15 protein-coding genes are annotated in these 18290 nt (G+C 59.0%); 6 read left to right on the forward strand and 9 right to left on the reverse strand.

Annotated elements, in window-relative coordinates:
* Positions 1-111: 111 nt before the first annotated feature.
* Together BW956_RS12040 and glnK are read right to left on the reverse strand one after the other, a co-directional pair.
* Complete coding sequence (locus BW956_RS12040; RefSeq protein WP_010324570.1) at positions 112-1386, reverse strand: ammonium transporter; 1275 nt, start codon at positions 1384-1386, stop codon at positions 112-114.
* Between the two features lie 45 nt (positions 1387-1431).
* Positions 1432-1770 carry a P-II family nitrogen regulator gene (gene glnK, locus BW956_RS12045; protein WP_010324569.1) on the reverse strand — a complete coding sequence of 113 codons (339 nt, stop codon included), beginning with the start codon at positions 1768-1770 and terminating at the stop codon, positions 1432-1434.
* Between the two features lie 282 nt (positions 1771-2052).
* Between glnK and BW956_RS12050 the strand changes: the two genes are divergently transcribed.
* On the forward strand, positions 2053-2334 hold the full coding sequence (locus tag BW956_RS12050; RefSeq protein ID WP_010324568.1) for an accessory factor UbiK family protein: 282 nt from the start codon (positions 2053-2055) through the stop codon (positions 2332-2334).
* Between the two features lie 38 nt (positions 2335-2372).
* The gene (locus BW956_RS12055) at positions 2373-3887 is read left to right on the forward strand and encodes a YifB family Mg chelatase-like AAA ATPase (RefSeq protein WP_076462954.1); all 1515 of its coding nucleotides are present in this window, start codon (positions 2373-2375) and stop codon (positions 3885-3887) included.
* On the opposite strand, the gene BW956_RS12060 is transcribed toward BW956_RS12055, so the two are convergent.
* The gene (locus tag BW956_RS12060; protein ID WP_076462955.1) at positions 3856-5046 is read right to left on the reverse strand and encodes a putative bifunctional diguanylate cyclase/phosphodiesterase; all 1191 of its coding nucleotides are present in this window, start codon (positions 5044-5046) and stop codon (positions 3856-3858) included. The two genes, BW956_RS12055 and BW956_RS12060, sit on opposite strands and share 32 nt — an antisense overlap.
* Before the next feature lie 256 nt (positions 5047-5302).
* On the opposite strand from BW956_RS12060, the gene rep reads away from it, so the two are divergent.
* Entirely contained in the window at positions 5303-7318 is a 2016-nt protein-coding gene (rep, locus tag BW956_RS12065) for a DNA helicase Rep (RefSeq protein ID WP_076462956.1), read from the forward strand.
* Here the strand turns inward: rep and BW956_RS12070 are convergent.
* From BW956_RS12070 to BW956_RS12090, 5 genes are all read right to left on the reverse strand, one after another.
* Positions 7293-9173: a sensor histidine kinase gene (locus BW956_RS12070; protein WP_076462957.1), complete on the reverse strand. Its 1881-nt coding sequence runs from the start codon at positions 9171-9173 to the stop codon at positions 7293-7295. The genes rep and BW956_RS12070 overlap by 26 nt on opposite strands.
* Before the next feature lie 9 nt (positions 9174-9182).
* On the reverse strand, positions 9183-11411 hold the full coding sequence (locus BW956_RS12075) for an EAL domain-containing protein (RefSeq protein ID WP_076462958.1): 2229 nt from the start codon (positions 11409-11411) through the stop codon (positions 9183-9185).
* 145 nt (positions 11412-11556) lie between these two features.
* Positions 11557-13779 (reverse strand): bifunctional diguanylate cyclase/phosphodiesterase, encoded by a 2223-nt coding sequence (locus tag BW956_RS12080; RefSeq protein WP_076462959.1) that lies wholly within the window; start codon positions 13777-13779, stop codon positions 11557-11559.
* Positions 13780-13889: 110 nt separating this feature from the next.
* The gene (locus BW956_RS12085; RefSeq protein WP_076462960.1) at positions 13890-15269 is read right to left on the reverse strand and encodes a TRAP transporter large permease; all 1380 of its coding nucleotides are present in this window, start codon (positions 15267-15269) and stop codon (positions 13890-13892) included.
* Positions 15266-15817, reverse strand: a complete 552-nt coding sequence (locus BW956_RS12090) for a TRAP transporter small permease subunit (protein WP_076462961.1) — start codon at positions 15815-15817, stop codon at positions 15266-15268. Before BW956_RS12090 ends, BW956_RS12085 begins: the two co-directional genes overlap by 4 nt.
* 135 nt (positions 15818-15952) lie before the next feature.
* Between BW956_RS12090 and BW956_RS12095 the strand changes: the two genes are divergently transcribed.
* Genes BW956_RS12095 through BW956_RS12105 form a run of 3 tightly spaced genes read left to right on the forward strand, consistent with a single transcriptional unit; the run spans position 15953 to position 17335 of the window.
* The gene (locus BW956_RS12095) at positions 15953-16558 is read left to right on the forward strand and encodes a YjaG family protein (protein WP_076462962.1); all 606 of its coding nucleotides are present in this window, start codon (positions 15953-15955) and stop codon (positions 16556-16558) included.
* 2 nt (positions 16559-16560) lie between these two features.
* Positions 16561-16821 carry a hypothetical protein gene (locus BW956_RS12100; RefSeq protein WP_010324558.1) on the forward strand — a complete coding sequence of 87 codons (261 nt, stop codon included), beginning with the start codon at positions 16561-16563 and terminating at the stop codon, positions 16819-16821.
* Between the two features lie 13 nt (positions 16822-16834).
* Positions 16835-17335 (forward strand): hypothetical protein, encoded by a 501-nt coding sequence (locus BW956_RS12105; protein WP_076462963.1) that lies wholly within the window; start codon positions 16835-16837, stop codon positions 17333-17335.
* Here BW956_RS12105 and BW956_RS12110 read toward each other — a convergent pair.
* Positions 17321-18262: an NADP-dependent oxidoreductase gene (locus tag BW956_RS12110; protein WP_076463179.1), complete on the reverse strand. Its 942-nt coding sequence runs from the start codon at positions 18260-18262 to the stop codon at positions 17321-17323. The two genes, BW956_RS12105 and BW956_RS12110, sit on opposite strands and share 15 nt — an antisense overlap.
* Positions 18263-18290 lie beyond the last annotated feature (28 nt).

An 18290-nucleotide genomic window follows, 5' to 3' on the forward strand; every position in this document is an offset into this window, starting at 1 on the left:
GTCCCAGTGTACCCACCGTCGTTCGGTGGAGACTCCTTGGACGCCAGTATACCCATAATCAAAAGGCTGCGCATATTCTGCGCAGCCTGAAGGATGGAACCTCTGGTGTGTTTACTTCTTGGTGCCAGAGAATTCCGGGTAGGCTTCCATACCGCACTCGGCGAGATCGACGCCTTCGTACTCTTCCTCTTCGCTGACGCGGATGCCCATGACAGCCTTGAGGATCAGCCATACCACCAGGCTGGCAATGAAGACCCAGCCGAAGATGGATACGATACCCAGCAGCTGAGCACCGAAGGTTGCATCAGCGTTGCTCAGCGGCACTGCCAGCAGACCCCAGATACCGACCACACCGTGCACGGAGATGGCACCGACCGGATCATCCAGACGCAGCTTGTCCAGAGTGACGATAGCGATGACAACCAGAGCACCACCGATGGCACCGATCAGGGTAGAGGCCAGCGCGCTCGGCGACAGCGGGTCAGCAGTGATGGCAACCAGGCCAGCCAGTGCACCGTTCAGTGCCATGGTCAGGTCAGCCTTGCGGAACCACAGGCGAGCTACGATCAGGGCCGCGATGACACCACCGGCAGCAGCCGCGTTGGTGTTAACGAAGACTTCAGCAACTGCGTTGGCTTCACCGACGTCAGACAGTTTCAGCTCGGAACCACCGTTGAAGCCGAACCAGCCCATCCACAGGATGAAGGTACCCAGGGTTGCCAGCGGCATGTTACAGCCCGGAATCGCGTTGATTTCGCCATTCTTGCCGTATTTGCCCTTACGTGCACCCAGCACCAGGACACCAGCCAGAGCAGCAGATGCACCCGCCATGTGTACGATGCCGGAACCGGCGAAGTCAGAGAAGCCGGCTTCGCTCAGGAAACCGCCGCCCCAGGTCCAGTAGCCGGATGTCGGGTAGATGAAACCGGTCATGACAACAGCGAATGCCAGGAAGGCCCACAGCTTCATGCGCTCGGCAACGGCACCGGATACGATGGACATGGCAGTTGCCACGAACACGACCTGGAAGAAGAAGTCGGAGCGAGAAGAGTAGTAAGGCGCGTCATCGCCACCGGCCAGAACCGCGTCGACGGAGTTTTCACCACCGATCAGCGCGCCCAGGCTCGGCATAACGCCGCCGGCATCAGAGCTGTACATGATGTAGTAGCCACACAGCAGGTACATGGTACAGGCGATGGCGTAAAGCGCGATGTTCTTGGTCAGGATCTCGGTGGTGTTCTTGGCACGCACCAGACCTGCTTCGAGCATGGCGAAACCGGCCGCCATCCACATTACCAGTGCACCACACACCAGGAAGTAGAAGGTATCGACCGCATATTTCAGCTGGGTCACATCCCCGGCTGTCGAGTTGAGCAGTTCTTCCATTGTCTTATCCTCCAGAGATAAACGGAAACGCGGAAACAGGCCTGATTACAGGGCGTCGTGACCGGACTCACCGGTACGAATGCGCACAACCTGCTCCAGCGGTGTAACAAAAATCTTGCCGTCACCGATCTTGCCGGTGTGCGACGCCTTGCTGATCGCCTCCAGTACCTGGTCGACGATGTCATCGGCCACGGCCGCATCGATGCGAACCTTGGGCAGAAAGTCGACGATGTACTCGGCACCACGGTAGAGCTCGGTATGGCCCTTCTGGCGGCCGAAGCCTTTTACTTCAGTAACGGTAATACCCTGAACGCCGATGTCCGACAGGGCCTCACGTACATCATCCAGCTTGAATGGTTTGATGATCGCTGAGATCAGTTTCATCGTTGTGTCCTCTAGGCTAGCGTTGGTCCGAGCACCCCGTTTGCCGGATGCTGGCGCGTTGTAATTCCCTATAAGCGAAGCACGTGCCAACTTGTGATTTTTCTTTCTAAACAGTTAGTTAGTGACTGTTGGTGGGAGATAGGGGCAGGTTTGATGCACGGCGGGGCATGTTTTGGTGCACTGTTTTGGTGCGTGAACCCATTTGGTGCACAGGTCTGGTCTGACCTGAGCACCAAACTGGTTTATAGTGGAGCCTGATACGAGTCAGATGCGGAGACCCCGATGATCCACCAGAAACTGATCGACAGCCTGTCCGGCCAATTCGGCCAGCTGCTCAGCAACCGTCCTGATATTCCCGGTCAGCAGGAGCTGCAGGACCAGATGCGCACCATGCTGCAGGGCACCTTTGCCCGCCTGGACCTGGTGACACGTGAAGAATTTGATGCCCAGCAGGCCGTGCTTCTGCGCACCCGCGAGCGTCTGGAACAGTTGGAAGCACGCCTGCAGGCACTGGAAACGGACTCCGCACCTGCTGCCGAGGATAACGACAGCACGCCCGCTTAAGGGGCACTCGATTTACACTTCGACACAAGGATAGTGTCATGTCACTTGCAGTCATTCAGACCCGGGCCCAGCTCGGGATTGCCGCGCCTCCGGTGACGGTAGAGGTCCACCTGTCAGGTGGCCTGCCCTCCATGTCCATTGTCGGTTTACCCGAAACCGGCGTGAAAGAAAGCCGCGAACGGGTGCGCAGTGCCCTGATTACCGCCGGCTTCGAATTCCCTCAGCGGCGTATCACCATCAACCTGGCACCGGCAGACCTGCCCAAGGAAGGAGGGCGCTATGATCTGGCCATTGCCATCGGCATCCTGTCAGCTTCGGGGCAGTTGAAAGGCTGGAAAGCCACACCTGCGCTGGAAATGCTGGGGGAGTTGTCCCTGTCGGGCGAGATCCGCTCTGTACGCGGCGTACTGCCGGCTTCCGTCGCCGCCGGGCAGCTGCAGCGTGCTCTGGTGGTGCCCCGTGACAATGCCGAAGAAGCACTGATGGCAGGGGATACCGAGGTGCTGGCGGTGTCGCACCTGATTGAGCTGGTTGAGCACCTGATACGCCGACAACCCCTGCAGCCGGCGGTGGCCGAGGAGGTTGCTGCCGAAGCGGGTGCCATGCCGGATCTGGCCGAGGTGAAAGGGCAGTTTCAGGCACGGCGAGCACTGGAAGTAGCGGCTGCCGGTGGACATAACCTCTTGTTTTCAGGGCCACCTGGCAGCGGTAAAAGCATGCTGGCGGCACGTCTGCCGGGCTTGCTGCCTGAGCTGCAAAGTCGGGAACGGCTGGAGGTGGCCGCGATCGCCTCCGTATCCGGCTATGACGTGACCCCGGCCTGTGCCGGTATCCGCCCCTTCCGCTCGCCACACCACACCGCTTCGGCGGTGGCACTGGTGGGTGGTGGCAGTTACCCCCGGCCCGGTGAAATTTCGCTGGCGCATCAGGGTGTGCTCTTCCTTGATGAACTGCCGGAATTTCCACGTCGGGTACTGGAAGTACTGCGCGAACCCATGGAAACCGGCGAGATTCTGATCTCTCGAGCGGCCCGGCAAACCCGCTTTCCGGCTCGATTTCAATTGGTAGGCGCGATGAACCCCTGCCCCTGCGGTTATCACGATGATGGTACCGATCGCTGCTACTGTACGCCGGATCAGATTCGGCGTTATCAGCAGAAAATCTCCGGGCCGCTGCTGGACCGTATCGATCTGCAGCTGCATGTGCCGGCATTACCGCCGGATGCGTTGCTGGCACCGGCACAGCCGGGGGAAAACAGTGCCCACGTGAGGGCGCGGGTGAGGCAGGCGCATGAGGTGCAGTTGTCGCGCCAGGGCACCATGAATCGAGAACTGGGAGGCACTGAGCTGGAGCAGGTATGCGGTCTGGATGATGCCGGACGTGCGTTACTGACGCAGGTGATGCAGCGCTATCAGCTGTCGGCGCGCACCTGTCATCGCATTCTCAAGGTTGCCCGTACTCTGGCCGATCTGGCGGGTCAGCCTCGGGTAGAAGAACCCCAGTTGCTGGAAGCGCTGGCGTTCAGAGGCTGCTCTGCTTCTGGCGACGGCTGACCAGAGTCAGGAACTGGTCCAGCGGCACCGGGCGGCTGAAGAAGAAGCCCTGTACCTGGTCACAGTCGTGACGGATCAGGAATTCCAGCTGGGCGCGGGTTTCCACGCCTTCGGCGATCACCTGTTTGTTGAGGTTGTGCGCCAGGTTGATGATGGCGCGCACGATCTCCTCGTCATCCGGGTTGCCGGGAATGCCATCAACGAAAGACTTGTCGATTTTGAGCGTGGTGATCGGCAGCTTCTGCAGCAGGCTGAAGGAGGAGTAGCCGGTGCCGAAGTCATCCAGCGAGAACTCCACGCCGCGTCGGCTCAGTTGCTCGATGGTGTTGCGGACGTGCTCCTCGTCGTTACACAGCGCGGTTTCGGTCAGCTCGAACTCCATGGCCTGGCTGGACATGTTGTGTTCGTCGAGCAGGCGCTCGATGGTGCTGGCCAGATAGGTATCCTGAAACTGGCGGAACGACAGGTTGATGCCGATGCGGCCTTCCATGCCGGCTTCCTGAATGGCCGGCAGGGCGCGGCCCGCTTCCTGGATGATCCAGTAGCCCATGGGCACAATCAAACCTGAGGCTTCACACTGTGGAATAAAGGTATCGGGTGATTGCAGGCCTTTTTCCGGGTGTCGCCAGCGAATCAGGGCTTCGGCACCGCAGATCTCACCCTGGCGCAGGTCGATGCGCGGCTGGTAGAACAGCTCGAATTCCTCTTTCTGCAGGGCACGCCAAAGCTCTGGGTCATAGCCACTGAGTACCTGGTCGGTCAGGGGGGCCGGTTCCGGCTTGGCCGGGGTGCGGAAGTGCAGGCTGCAGTAGCGGATAATGCGGCGCACGGTATCCGGGTTGCTGCCACACAGCTGCAGATAATCATTGAGCGGATTGTCGAGCAGCTCCTCCCAGGCGTCCAGATCCGGCGTGTCTTTAAACAGGAATACGGCGGGCAAGGGCGACTGGTGTGTTCTCAGCTGTTCCAGGTCGGTTTTTGTTTGTTCTGGATCAGAGACATCAAGAAGGAGGATTGGCTGGTGTAGGTGCTGCAGAACGGAGACGGTTGATTTAATGGAGTCGAAGCAGTGTAGCTGGCCTTGCCACCAGGGATACAACCAGTCTTGCCAGCAGGCCTCAAGCGAGGGCGAGGAGCTGACGAGTACTAGCGTGGGCATCGAAACACCCGATCGAGACTGTGCGCATTCTGCCTGCATGGTACTTCCTCCCCTCGGGCGAATGGATGCTCAGGGAACTGAATTTCATCAGGGGGCCATGTCATAATAGGCGACAACAATGGATCGCCGAGCGAGGTTAGCACGCTTTGAGGGCGTACTGAACCTGGCGGTAGGTGCGTAAACGATCCATGTTTCTTCACACGCAGTATCAGGCTATCGGCAGCTTTACAGCCGGGTTTAATATTTTCGAGGTGTCATGAGCAAATTAAATCCACGTCAGCGGGAAGCGGTGCACTACATCGGAGGGCCGTTGCTGGTATTGGCAGGGGCTGGTTCCGGCAAAACCAGTGTCATCACCCGCAAGATCGCCTGGATGGTGCACGAGGCCGGATTTGAGGCCCGCCGCATCGCTGCCGTGACCTTCACCAACAAGGCCGCACGCGAGATGAAAGAGCGTGTGGGCCAGCTGCTGAAGGGCAAGGAAGGGCGCGGGCTGACCGTATCCACCTTCCATAACCTGGGGCTGTCGATCATCCGGCGCGAGCGCAAGCATCTGGGCCTGAAGTCCGGTTTCTCCCTGTTTGACGACCAGGACAGCAAGGCCCTGCTGCGCGACCTGCTGCTGCAGAATGACGAAGACACGGATCTGCTCAACGATATCCAGCATCGCATCTCCAACTGGAAGAACGATATGCTGACCCCGGATGACGTGCTGGCGCAGGCCCAGGGGCCGGACGATATTCTCACCGGCCGCGCCTATGAAGCCTATGAGCGCCACCTGCGGGCGTATAATGCCGTCGATTTTGACGATCTGATTCTGTTGCCGGTGCAGTTGTTCAACGATCACCCGGATGTGCTGGAGCGTTGGCAGCGGCGTATCCAGTACCTGCTGGTGGATGAATACCAGGACACCAACCTGTCGCAGTATCGCCTGGTGCGGCAGCTGGTGGGCCACCGCGGCGGCCTCACCGTGGTGGGGGATGATGACCAGTCGATCTATGCCTGGCGCGGTGCGCGGCCGGAGAACCTGGCCCAGCTGCAGGTGGACTTTCCCAGCCTCAAGGTGGTCAAGCTGGAGCAGAACTACCGCTCGACCAGTCGCATTCTTAAGGCAGCCAATACCCTGATTGCCAACAACCCCCATGTGTTCGAGAAGACGCTCTGGAGCGACATGGGCTACGGTGACCCCATCCGGGTACTGCACACCCGTAACGACGATGCCGAAGCCGAGCGGATCGCCACCGAGATTCTGGACCGTCATTTGCGTCAGCGCATCGGGTTCAAGGATTTTGCCATCCTCTATCGTGGCAACCACCAGTCGCGGCTGATCGAAATGAAGCTGCAGAACTATCAGATTCCCTACAAACTCAACGGCGGCACTTCGTTTTTTGCCCGGGCCGAGATCAAGGACCTGATGAGCTATCTCAAGGTGCTGATCAACCGTGATGACGACAACGCTTTCCTGCGCATCATCAATTTGCCGCGTCGCGAAATCGGTCCCAATACCCTGCACAAGCTGGGTGAGTATGCCTCGGCACGTGAGATCAGCCTGTTTGAGGCCTGTGGCGAGCTGGGACTGGAGCAGCAGCTGCAGCCGCAGGCCGTGGAACGCTTGCGTCGTTTCTGTGACATGATCGACCGGCTGTTTAATCGCTGCCGTGAGGGCGATCCGATAGCGGCGATTCACGACCTGATCGAGGAGATTGATTACGCCGGCTGGATTCGCCAGAACGCGTCCAGCGATGTGGTGGCCGAGAAGCGCATGCAGAATGTCTATTTCCTGATAGAGTCGCTGGGCAAAACGCTGGAGCGATTGCAGGAGGATGATGAAAACGCTGGCATTGAGGAAGCGATTGCCCGGCTGGTGCTGCTCGACATGCTGAACCAGCAGGATGAAGACGATGATACCGACAAGGTACAGCTGATGACGCTGCATGCCTCCAAGGGCCTGGAGTTCCCTCATGTGTTCCTGCTGGGCATGGAGGAGGAGCTGCTGCCGCACCGTAACAGCATCGAGATGGACACCATCGAAGAAGAGCGTCGTCTGGCCTATGTGGGCATCACCCGTGCCCGGGAGACCCTGACCATGACGCTGGCCAAGCAGCGGCGCCAGTTTGGTGAATGGCAGGAATGCATGCCCAGCCGTTTTCTCGATGAGCTGCCGGCGGACGATCTGGAACACGAAGGACGCGGTGATGATCGACCCGAGCAGAACCGCGCCCGGGGGCGTGCCACCCTGAACAGCCTCAAGGGGATGTTTGACGACCTCTGATATCCAGTGGCAGCCGCAGGGTGAAACAGGTGCCCCGGCCGGGTGTGCTATGGATGCTGATGCCGCCTTGCAGCACTTGGGTGATCCACTGATGCACCAGGTGCAGGCCCAGCCCGGTATGGCCCTCGCTGCGGCCACTGGTGACGAAGGGATCAAACAGGGTATTCAGCCGCTCCGCCTCGATACCCCGGCCGTTGTCCTCCACCTGAATCTCCAGTTCTGTGCCCTCCAGTAAGCGTCCTCTCAATTCGATCCTGCCAGGAGTGTCAGTATCAAAGCCATGTTGCAGGGCGTTTTCGATCAGGTTTTGCAACACCTGCGACAGTATCCCGGGATGGCTGAACAGCTGGCACTCCGGCAAGGTGATATCGAGCTTAACGGGACATTTTTTCAGTTGCGGGCGCAAACTGTTGGCCAGGTCGTCGGCGCAGGTTTGCAGGCTGAAGTTGACCGGCTCGTCCAGGCTGCGGTCAACGGCCAGGCGTTTGAAGCTGCGCACCAGGTCCGCCGTACGCTGGAGGTTGTGATGGGCCAGCTGCAGCCCCTCCTCGGCATGCTTCAGGTAATCCTGCATTTCACCCTGGGTGAGTTGCCCCTGCGCGATGGAGTCTTCCAGTTGATGCAGGGATTCTTCCATGGAGGTGACGGTCACCAGGGTGCCGCCTGTCGGGGTATTCAGCTCATGGGCCACGCCAGCAACCATCATCCCCAGGGATGACAGCTTGCGCGTTTCCACCAGTTCGTCCTGAAGTCGCTGCTGGCGCTCCAGTGATTCGCTGAGTTGCCGGTTGGTCTGGCGCAGCTCTTCCTGTTCTGCTTTCAATTCCTGCAGCAGGGTCAGTCTGCTCTCTTCCCCACGGGCTACACGCCATAAAAATGCACCGCCAATCAGCAGAACCAGTGCGCTGACTGCCAGGGTTGGCATAAGGATCTGATAGCGTATACCAGCCAGCTGGTTGGCATTACCGGACAGGATCAGGTGCCAATGGCGATCCTCGGATTGCAGTGGCTCAATGCGGCTATGGCTCCAGATACGGTTTTCCGACAACACGCCCCTGCGACTGGCCTGCTGTTGCACCTGCTGCCATATACGAGGGGCTGTGTGGGCCAGTGTAAGCCTGTCCTGGCCGAGAACATGTCCCCATTCCCGGGCGGGGTCAGGGTGGAGTAGCCAGTAGCCATCCTGATTCACCAGTTCCAGCCGCTGGTTTTTTGTCTGCAGGGCACGCAACTCGTTGAACAGACCGGACAGGGAAAAGTTGATTACCAGCACCCCCGCATGCAGGCCGGATGCCCGCGAAGTGCGCATGGCGGTGCGCAGAGTCGGCTCGAGAGGCATGACCAGCACGCCATGCTCGATGTTGAGATCCAGTGGTGAGAAATACAACTCTCCGGGTGCCAGCTTGAGTGCATCACGGAAATAGTAGCGGCTGGATTTGTTCTGCAGTTCTGATTCTGGCGTACGTTGGGCGCCGTTTGGCGTCAGGTTAACCCTGACCTGCTCCTGCCCGTACTGGTCCAGCCAGCGCACTTGTGCAATCAACCCCGAGGTATCGCTGAAGCGGGTAAAGTGCCGGGCCAGCAGCCGTTTGTTGGGCGGTCGGTCTCCGGCCAGGGCCTCTTCCAGCGCGATACTGCTGCGCAGCATGCGGGTGAGCTGGCCCAGATACCCCAGCTCGCGGTGAATACGACTGCTGAGGCGATCAATCAGGGCCGTTTGCGCACTGATGGCGGGCTGTAATTTGAGGGCATAGAGCTCGGTATAGGCAAGCCAGGCCGAGGTGGTTGTGATCAGCACCAACGGCAGGAACAGCACCAGCCAGATAAGAAAACGCCTGCGCAGCTGTGGTTTCATGGCAGGCTGTCAGTTGTGCTGAAACAGGCTGGTGCGATGGTGCTCTTGTGCCCACTGCAATGCCTCTGCAACCGGCATGGGGCGGGCAAACAGATAGCCCTGGCCCAGCTGACAACCCCTGGCCTGCAGCAGTTGCAGTTGTTGCCGGGTCTCGATTCCCTCGGCGACCACGTCAAAGCCGAAACGCTCACTCAGGCGCAGAATCATCTCGACCACGTGCGTGGCTTCTTCCGATTCGCCCAGACGCCTGACGAAGGTCTGGTCAATTTTCAGCGTGCTGGCGGGCAGGTCCGTGATGTGTGCCAGTGATGAATAACCGGTACCGAAGTCATCAATGCTGATGCCAATGCCCAGCTGGCGCAGAAGCGCCAGCTGCTCTGCCGTCTGCTCATATTCTTCCATCACCTGGGTTTCGGTGATTTCCATATCCAGAAGGTGGTGTTCAATCCCGGATTGCTCAATGCGAGTCAGCAGGACCTCCATATAGCTGGTATTCAAAAGGTCCAGTGTCGAGGTGTTGAAAGCAACGGGTAAGGGTGTGTCCTGGGCAATCAGCTGTTGAATCACGTCCAGTGTCATGTCGAGTACCTGAAGGTCCAGTTCGGTAATCAGGCCGGCGGTTTCGGCCAAAGGCACAAATACCCCCGGTGATACACTTGAGCCGTCGTCGGTGGTCCAGCGCGCCAGCGCTTCAAAGCCTTTCAGTTGCCCGCTTTTGAGGCAGACTTTGGGCTGCAGGGCCAGGCTGAAGGCCTGGTTTTCCAGTGCTGATTTGAGTTTGTCGAGCAGGGTCTGGCGTTTCCGCACGGACTGTTCCTGGCCCGGGTTATAGAAGGCAAAACGTTTGCCATCCCGTGCGGCGGACGCGACTGACAGCTCGCCCAGGCGCAGCAGCTGCTCGGGAGGACACCCCGGGCAGTCGCTCAGTTTCACCAGGGCGGCGATATGCTGAATACGGTGGGTTGCACCCTCAATAATCAGGGGCGCCTGCAATGTTTCCGGCAGTTCGGAGGTAAAGCTGTCGATGGGGGCGAGCAGCGCAAAATCGTATCGATCCAGTCGGGCGATGAGCGTGGGATGAGTGGACAGGGCGCGGAGACGTTCGATCAGTGCGCTCAGCACCTTGTCACAGAAGGATTCACCAAATACCAGAGCAGCTTCATTCAGTTCGTGCAGTTTCACAGCCAGCAGCTGATGTTGCTCTGCTTCGGCCTGACTCAGGTCCCGAATCACCCGTTTCAGGTAGTTGCGGTTGGGGATATCCAGCAAGGGGTCCTGATAGGCGAGCTTGTTCAGCCGTTTGTAGAGCGACAGGTTACGGAAGCCGCTGTCGATGTTCTCGCAGAACACTTCCAGCAGGTTGATTTCGGACTGTTCCAACTGGCGGCCTGTTTTGATCAGTACCAGATAATGACTGTCGTTCAGGTCTGACTGAGCGAAGTTGAGCAGAGTGTGGGTAGGGGCAAAAACATGCTGATGGGTCTCCAGGGCCTGTGTCAGAGAGCGGCGCATATCCGGGTCTCTAAGCTGATGCAGCGTGTAGTTGCTCAGGCTGCCAAAACTGCCGGTGGCCGCAACAATGCGGGAGCTTTCCAGGTCGCCTCCGGCCGGTTGCAGGGCACAGACAATGCCGCCTTCTTCCACATCCAAAAGAATGCTCAGATGCATCAACACGGCTTGTGTGTATTGATGCAGGTCGCGCTGGCGGCTGAGTGACTGCGAGGCTTCAATCAGAATTTGCAGGCCCTGCCGCGCCTTCTCCAGCTGGCGTGCACGCTCCCAGGTACGGATGTTGCCGTTGAGGATGGAGATCAGATGGTCGTGGTCCAGTTCGGATTTGCACCAGTAGTCATCAATATCGAGATGGCTCATGACATCGGTGCGGGGGGCCATGCCAGGCTGGCCGGTCAGCAGCACGATCCGCACCAGGTGATTGCCAATGGTCTCGCGAATGGTACCCACCAGTTTCAAGCCGGCATCATCGTCCTCCATCACCACATCCAGCAGAATAACGCTGATATCAGGGTGGTCAGGCAGGATGCGGGCGGCCTCCATGGCTGAGCGCGCCTTTAATACTTCAACAGGGCGCTGCTCGACTCTGAGTGTCGACAGGGCGTGGCACAGGGAAGACTGGTAGCCGCCATCGTCTTCTACACTGAGGACTTTCCAGGGCCGCACCGAATGTTCGGGTGGTGACTGGCTGCTGGCCTTGAACTGAAACAGTTGGTTCCTTGGCATCGGGGGTACCTTGTTTTCCAGTAATGTCTATTGTTGATGGATACCTGTGTTTGCTTCTTCTAGTCGTTATTTATAGACAGTGTTTGCCCCTTTTGCACGCTGTGCAATAAATGGGTGCAAATACTTGCACGATTTTGGTGCGTGTCTAGTCTGGTGCCCGGGGGTGACCGAGTGCCCAGGCAAGTGCCTTCTCGGGTGGCATGGGGCGGGCAAACAGATAGCCCTGGCCCAGCTGGCAGCCTCGGCTGGCGAGGTATTGGCGCTGGCTTTCGGTTTCGATGCCTTCGGCAACAACCTGGAAGCCGAAAAAGGCGCTCATGCGCAGGATCATATCGACCAGGTGTTGTGCTTTGGGCGAGGTTTCCATGCGGGCAATGAAGGTGCGATCAATTTTGAGCACTGAGGCTGCCAGGTCAGTGATATGGGCAAGCGAGGAGTAGCCGGTGCCGAAGTCATCAATGCTGACGCCCATGCCGGCATCCAGCAGCTGACGCATCTGCTTTGAAATCACCTCGTATTCGGCCATGGCCTGGGTTTCAGTGACTTCCAGTTCCAGCCGGTTGAAAGGCACGCCGGATGTCCTGATCAGCGTCAGCATTTCGTCGAAATAGCCGGGTCTTAGCAGATCAATGGAGCAGGTATTGAAAGCGATGGGAAGGTCGATGCCTTGCTGTCGCAGCTGCCGGCTGGCGTCCAGTGTTTTCGCCAACACGCTCAAATCCAGCTCGCTGATCAGACCAGCCGATTCGGCGACCGGAATGAACTGGTCGGGGGGGATATAAGAGCCATCAGCCTGTTGCCAGCGTACCAGCGCTTCAAAACCGGCCAGGTGCCCGGTCGCCAGGGCTATCTTGGGCTGCAGAGCAATGCTGAGTTGATCGTATTTGAGGGCTCTGCGCAGATTCAGCAGCAGTTGGTAGCGTTCGCGCATCTGCTGTTCCTGCACGCCATCGTACATCAGCAGACTTTCTCGTGCGTGACGGCGGGTATCCAGTGAAAGCTCGGCAAGACGCAGGATCTGTTCCGGGGTATGGGCGTCACAGACGGATAGCGGCAGCTGCAGTGCCCGTGCCGGAATCAGGTGTTCGCTGTCATCAATGAGGACCGGTGCGTCCAGCAGTTGGTTCAGCGCCTCAGTGGACGGTGCTGACTGGCTGGGCAGCAGCAGTGCAAAACTGTTGCGGTCGATGCGTGCCAACAGCTGAAGTGCCTTGAGCTCGGTCGCCAGTCGGTCGGCCATGCTGCGCAAAACGCTGTCGCTGAACAGTTCGCCAAAATTGAGAGTAGCTTCGTTGAGTTCGTTCAGCTTGATAACAATCAGCGTATGTTCGCTGCGTGCCTGCGCGGGCAGTTCCCTGAGGGTCTGCTTGAGCGCATTCCGGTTGGCCATGCCCAGTTGAGGGTCCTGATAGGCCAGATGGCTCAGCTGGTCATAGAGCGACAGGTTGGTGAGCCCGGTACCGATGTTTTCACAGAAAACATCCAACAGGTTCTGCTCGGCTGCCGATAGCGGCTGCTGGGTTTTCAGCACGGCTAGGTAGCAGCCGGGTGGTGTGTCAGCCTTACTGAACAACAGAACGGAGAGGGCGCCCTGTTGCTGATGACGGCCCTGTAAGCATGCCTGGCGTATCAGGTCTGCCAGCATCGGTTCTGACTGCAGGTAAGGCTGGAGTGAGACAGGCCCCTGAGCTGAATAGTTGCCCTTGCTGGCCAGGATTTCCATGTCCTCCGGCAGGCGGGTGCCTGAGAGGCTGTGGCAGATCAGACCGCCATCCAGGCTGGGCAGCAGCAGCTCCAGTTGATCCAACAGCGCACTCAAGTACGGCTTAAGGCTGCGAAGCTGGCTCAGTGCCTGTGAGGCCGTAACGATCTGTTGTAACCCCCTGCGCGCATTCTCCAGTTGAGAGGTGCGCTCCCAGGTGCGTAGATTGCCGGTGATGACAGACGTAAGATGCTCGTGGGTCAGGTCGGATTTGCACCAGTAATCGTCGATATCATAGTGCTTGAGTACGTCAGGGCGGGGCGCCATGCCGGGCTGACCGGTGAGCAGTACGATACGTACCTGGCTGTTGCGGATGACATTGCGGATGGTGTTAACAAGACGCAGGCCGGCATCGTCCTGCTCCATGACCACATCGAGCAGAACAATGCTGATATCGGGGTACTCAGGCAGCAGACGCGCCGCTTCAAGTGCTGAGCGCGCTTTTAATACCTGGAGCGAGCGCCCGTCAACCTGGATCAGCGACAGGGCATGAACCAGTGAAGCCTGGTAGCCGGCGTCATCCTCGACACTCAATACCTTCCAGGGCTTTGCGGCAGCAGCGGGGGCCTGCTCCGGCTGGAATACAAATGGCTCTTGAGCCGACATGCGCATAATCCTTTCGTGAGTTGCATGCTTGTACTTCACATCCGGTCGCTAACAGCTTGGTTCAGCCCCCTGTCTTTGTAAACCCCGATATATTCCTAAAATATATCTCCCTAGCCGTACACCAGCTCCGGCAGCCAGGTGGCCAGGCCGGTCTGCCAGGCCAGCAATCCCAGTACCAGCAGCTGGATCAGGATGAACGGCACTACGCCCTTGTAGATCTGCGTGGTCGACACATGCGCCGGTGCTACCCCGCGCAGATAGAAGAGCGCAAAGCCGAATGGCGGCGTGAGGAACGAGGTCTGCAGGTTGATCGCTAGCATCACGCCGAGCCAGACCGGGTCCAGCCCCATACTGAGCAGAATGGGCGCGACAATCGGCACCACCACAAAGGTGATTTCGATGAAGTCGAGGAAGAAACCCAGCAGGAATACGATCAGCATGACGATGGCCATGGCACCCACGACACCACCGGGCAGGTCATGCAGGAAGTCGCGCACCAGATCGTCACCACCGTAACCGCGGAACACCAGCGAGAAGATGGATGCACCCACCAGAATGATGAACACCATGGAGCTGACCTGGGTGGTCGAGCGCATCACCTCGTTCAGTGTTTTCAGGTTAAAGGCGCGACGCATCACGGCCAGGCCAATGGCACCCACAGCGCCGACAGAGGCGGCTTCGGTGGGGGTGGCGAAGCCGCCCAGAATGGAGCCCAGTACCAGACCGATCAGTACCACCGGTGGAACCAGTGCCTTGAGGGCTCGCAGCCACAGGTTGGTGATCTGGTTCAGCTCCTCTTCGGGAATGGCCGGCACCGCCTGAGGACGGGTGATGGCGACAAACACCATGTAGGCGATGTAAGCCGCGACCAGCAGCAGGCCCGGAATCAGTGCGCCGAGGAAGAGATCACCTACGGTGACGGTTTCCGGCGAGAAGATACCCTGGTCGATTTGTGACTGCTGATAGGCGTTGGAGATAACGTCGCCCAGCAGCACCAGCACGATGGAGGGCGGAATAATCTGGCCCAGAGTACCCGAAGCACAGATGGTGCCGGTGGCGACCGCCGGGTCATAGCCGCGCTTGAGCATGGTGGGCAGTGACAGCAGGCCCATGGTGACCACGGTCGCACCGACGATACCGGTACTGGCCGCCAGCAGCATGCCGACCAGGGTCACCGAGATACCCAGGCCGCCACGCATGGAGCCGAACAGCGCAGCCATGGTGTCCAGCAGTTCTTCGGCGATACGGGATTTTTCCAGCATCACGCCCATGAACACGAACAGGGGCACGGCGATCAGCGTCTCGTTGTTCATCACGCTGAAAATACGGTTGGGCACCGCTTCAAGGAATACACTGTCGAAGTGCCCGGTCATGGCACCGATAGCGGCAAACAGCAGGCCGGTACCGGCCAGTGAAAAGGCGACGGAGTAACCCATCAACAGGACAACCACCGCACCGACAAAGAGCAGCAGGGGCAAAAACTCAATCACAGGGCGTGCTCCTCTTCGGCAGGCGGCAGGTGGCTTTTACCCGCGAGGACCATCAGGCTGCGCAGCAGCTCGGCAATGGCCTGCAGGATCATCATGGCCGGCATGGCCAGCAGGGCTGTCTTGAGGATATAGCGGTAGGCCAGGCCACCGGCCTCCTGAGAGCCTTCCTTCAATTCCCAGGAAGTTGCAACATACTCCCAGGAGATCCAGAACAGGAAGATGCACACCGGCAGCAGCAGGAAGAGGGTGCCGAAGAGGTTAATCCAGGCTTTGCCCTTTTCGCTCAGCGGGCGGTAGATAATATCGACGCGGACATGGCCATCGTGTTTGAGGGTGTAGGCGGCACCCAGCAGGAACACGAAGCTGTGCATGTAGACAACTGATTCCTGCAGCGCGATATTGCCCTGCTCAAATACATAGCGCATAACCACGACAACAAAGGTCGCAATGACCATGAGTAAGGTCAGCCAGGCGATCAGGCGGCCGGTCCATTCGCTGAATCCGTCCAGAAACCGAATCAGGCCCGTCACGGGATGGGGTTGACTCATTGTTCTTCTCGTTATCGAAATGAATAATCGCGCCTGAGTATATCAGGTATAACTCAGGGGTCAGCAGCCAGGCCCCTACTGCTTGCGGCGTCAAAGCCGTACAATGCACATACAGACACCAAGTGGAGATTTCCCATGACCGAACTGCTGAACCTGGAGCCCGAACTGGAGACGTTTGAGCCCTGGCAGCTGACCGCTTTCTCGGCGGCACTGACCGAGCGCATGTACCCCAACTTCGCACTCTTTTCGCGTTTGGTGGAGTTCGGTGATGCCGCCAAGCTGCGTCAGGTGCTGGACGGTGTCTGGGACAGCCTGACCGGGCGTGCCGGCAAAATGAACTTCGAGGTGCAGCAGGAAGCCGTAGAAGCCAATATGCCGGACCTGGAAGAGTTCGACATGTACGGTGCCTTGCCGGCACTGGATGCCGTGGTCGCCCTTAACGCAACGCTGAGCTGCATTCTGGAGAAGGACCTGACGGCTGCAACCAGTATTGGTCAGCTCTCCCGCGAGTGTGTAGCCACCTTCCTGGAAGTCACTGAAGGGGATGACCAGCTGTCGGATGAAGAACTGGTCAAACTGATCAATACCCATGATCTCATGCTGGCCGAAGATGACTTCCGTGAAGAAGTGATCGAGCGCCTGCGGGGCCAGAAAACACCCACAGCCGAGTTTGTCTCGTCACTGCGTGAACTGGCACGTAACGAGGGTGTCAGTAACATCGGTATCAGCGACGAAGACTGAACATGCTCAAACTGGGACTGATTTTACTGGTAGTACCGGCGGTACTGTTGATGGGCGGGTACATGTACGACCTGTCTCTGGCCGATGCCTGTCTGGATCAGGGCGGCTCCTGGAATTATGAGCTGGCCGAATGCGATGCCGCAGGTGCCAGCCATCCCTTTGTACCCTTTATGGTGCGTCACCCCCTGTGGGTGAACGGCGGCATGCTGCTGTCGGTGGTGGGGCTGTTCATGTGTATCGCCGGCCTATACCGTCGCCGTTAAAACGGAGTTTTCAATGCTGAAAAAAATTATTCTGGCGCTGGTGCTGATTCCAACGCTGGTGGGTGTGTTTTTGTGGCAGGTGCAGCCGGCCTGGTGGGTGGAAGCCAAGGCGGAATGGCTGGCCGATTTTAACGCCGAACGGGAAGAGCTGGCGGCGACCTGGCGCAACGATGGCCTGGACTTTGGGCGTGAGAATGCTCAGGCGGCCTGTCTGGACAAGGCGCTGAATGACTTTGATGGCTGCACCGGTTTTCAGTGCACCGTCAATCATGGGCGTTTCCTCAATGCCTGCCTGGAAACGGCCGCCGCGACCGAGAACTTTTGCGAGGGTGTGCCCGCATTTCGGGAAGAGCCCACCGAAGATGACAAGAGCTGGGCCAAGTATGCCTGCTGGGATCGTAACATTCGGGGTGAAGGCTGCCGTTTGTTGATGCGTCAGCAGCAGCTGTTCTGCTCGGATGGTAAAGCGGCCGACGCCAGCGACGCGGCCGCACCTGCATCAGCGGACGGATAACACCAGTTTGCCGCGGATGTGGCCCTGGGCACTGAGGCGGTGTGCCTCGGCGGCCTGATCCAGTGGCAGGCTGTCCGAGATGTTCAACATGACCTTGCCGCTGGATGCCAGCATAGCCAGCTCATGCAGCTGTGCGGCATCGGGGCGGGCCCGGATACCACTGACTTTCAGTCCCTTGGCTTCGCCGGCTGCAATCACTTCGGCTGCCGTTACCGAGGGCAGTGTCACCATACGGCCATGCGGATTGAGGCATTCCAGCGCCTTGATCGCGGCCTCGCCTCCCACACCATCGATGATCAGATCGGCATCATGGATCAGGTTTTCCACCTGCTGGCGGGTGTAATCAATGACATCGTCACAGCCCAGGCTTTGCAGGAATGCCTTGTTGGTGCCGGATGCGGTGCCGATCAGGTGAGCGCCTTTCCACTTTGCCAGCTGCGCCGCCAGGTGGCCGACCCCGCCGGCTGCCGCCAGTACCAGAACGGTCTGGCCGGATTTGAGTTCGCCCGCTTCAAACAGGGCCTGCCAGGCCGTCAGGCCAGCCAGGCCAAGACCCGCCGCTGACACCGGGTCCAGCGCCGCCGGACGCAGGCAAACCTGGTCGGCAGGTGCGATCAGGTATTCGGCATAGCAGCTGGCCGGATGCGGGAACTTGATAAAGCCCAGCACTTCGTCACCTGCGCGAAACTGCTCCACACCCTCTCCGAGGGCTTCCACGCTGCCGGCAAACTCCCAGCCGGGGCAGAAGGGCAGGGCGTCGATAAAACTGCTGGCGCCACCGCCGGAACAGGTTTTCCAGTCGATCGGATTGACCCCGGCGGCACGGTTGTGAATCAACACTTCACCGGGCCCCGGCGCTGGGCAGTCGATCTCCTCAAGGCGCAACTGCTCAGGGCCGCCAAAGTCATGGATGCGAATGGCTTTCATGTTAACCTCTCCGGTCTTGTTGGCCTGC

Source organism: Marinobacterium stanieri (assembly GCF_900155945.1).
Lineage (GTDB): Bacteria > Pseudomonadota > Gammaproteobacteria > Pseudomonadales > Balneatricaceae > Marinobacterium > Marinobacterium stanieri.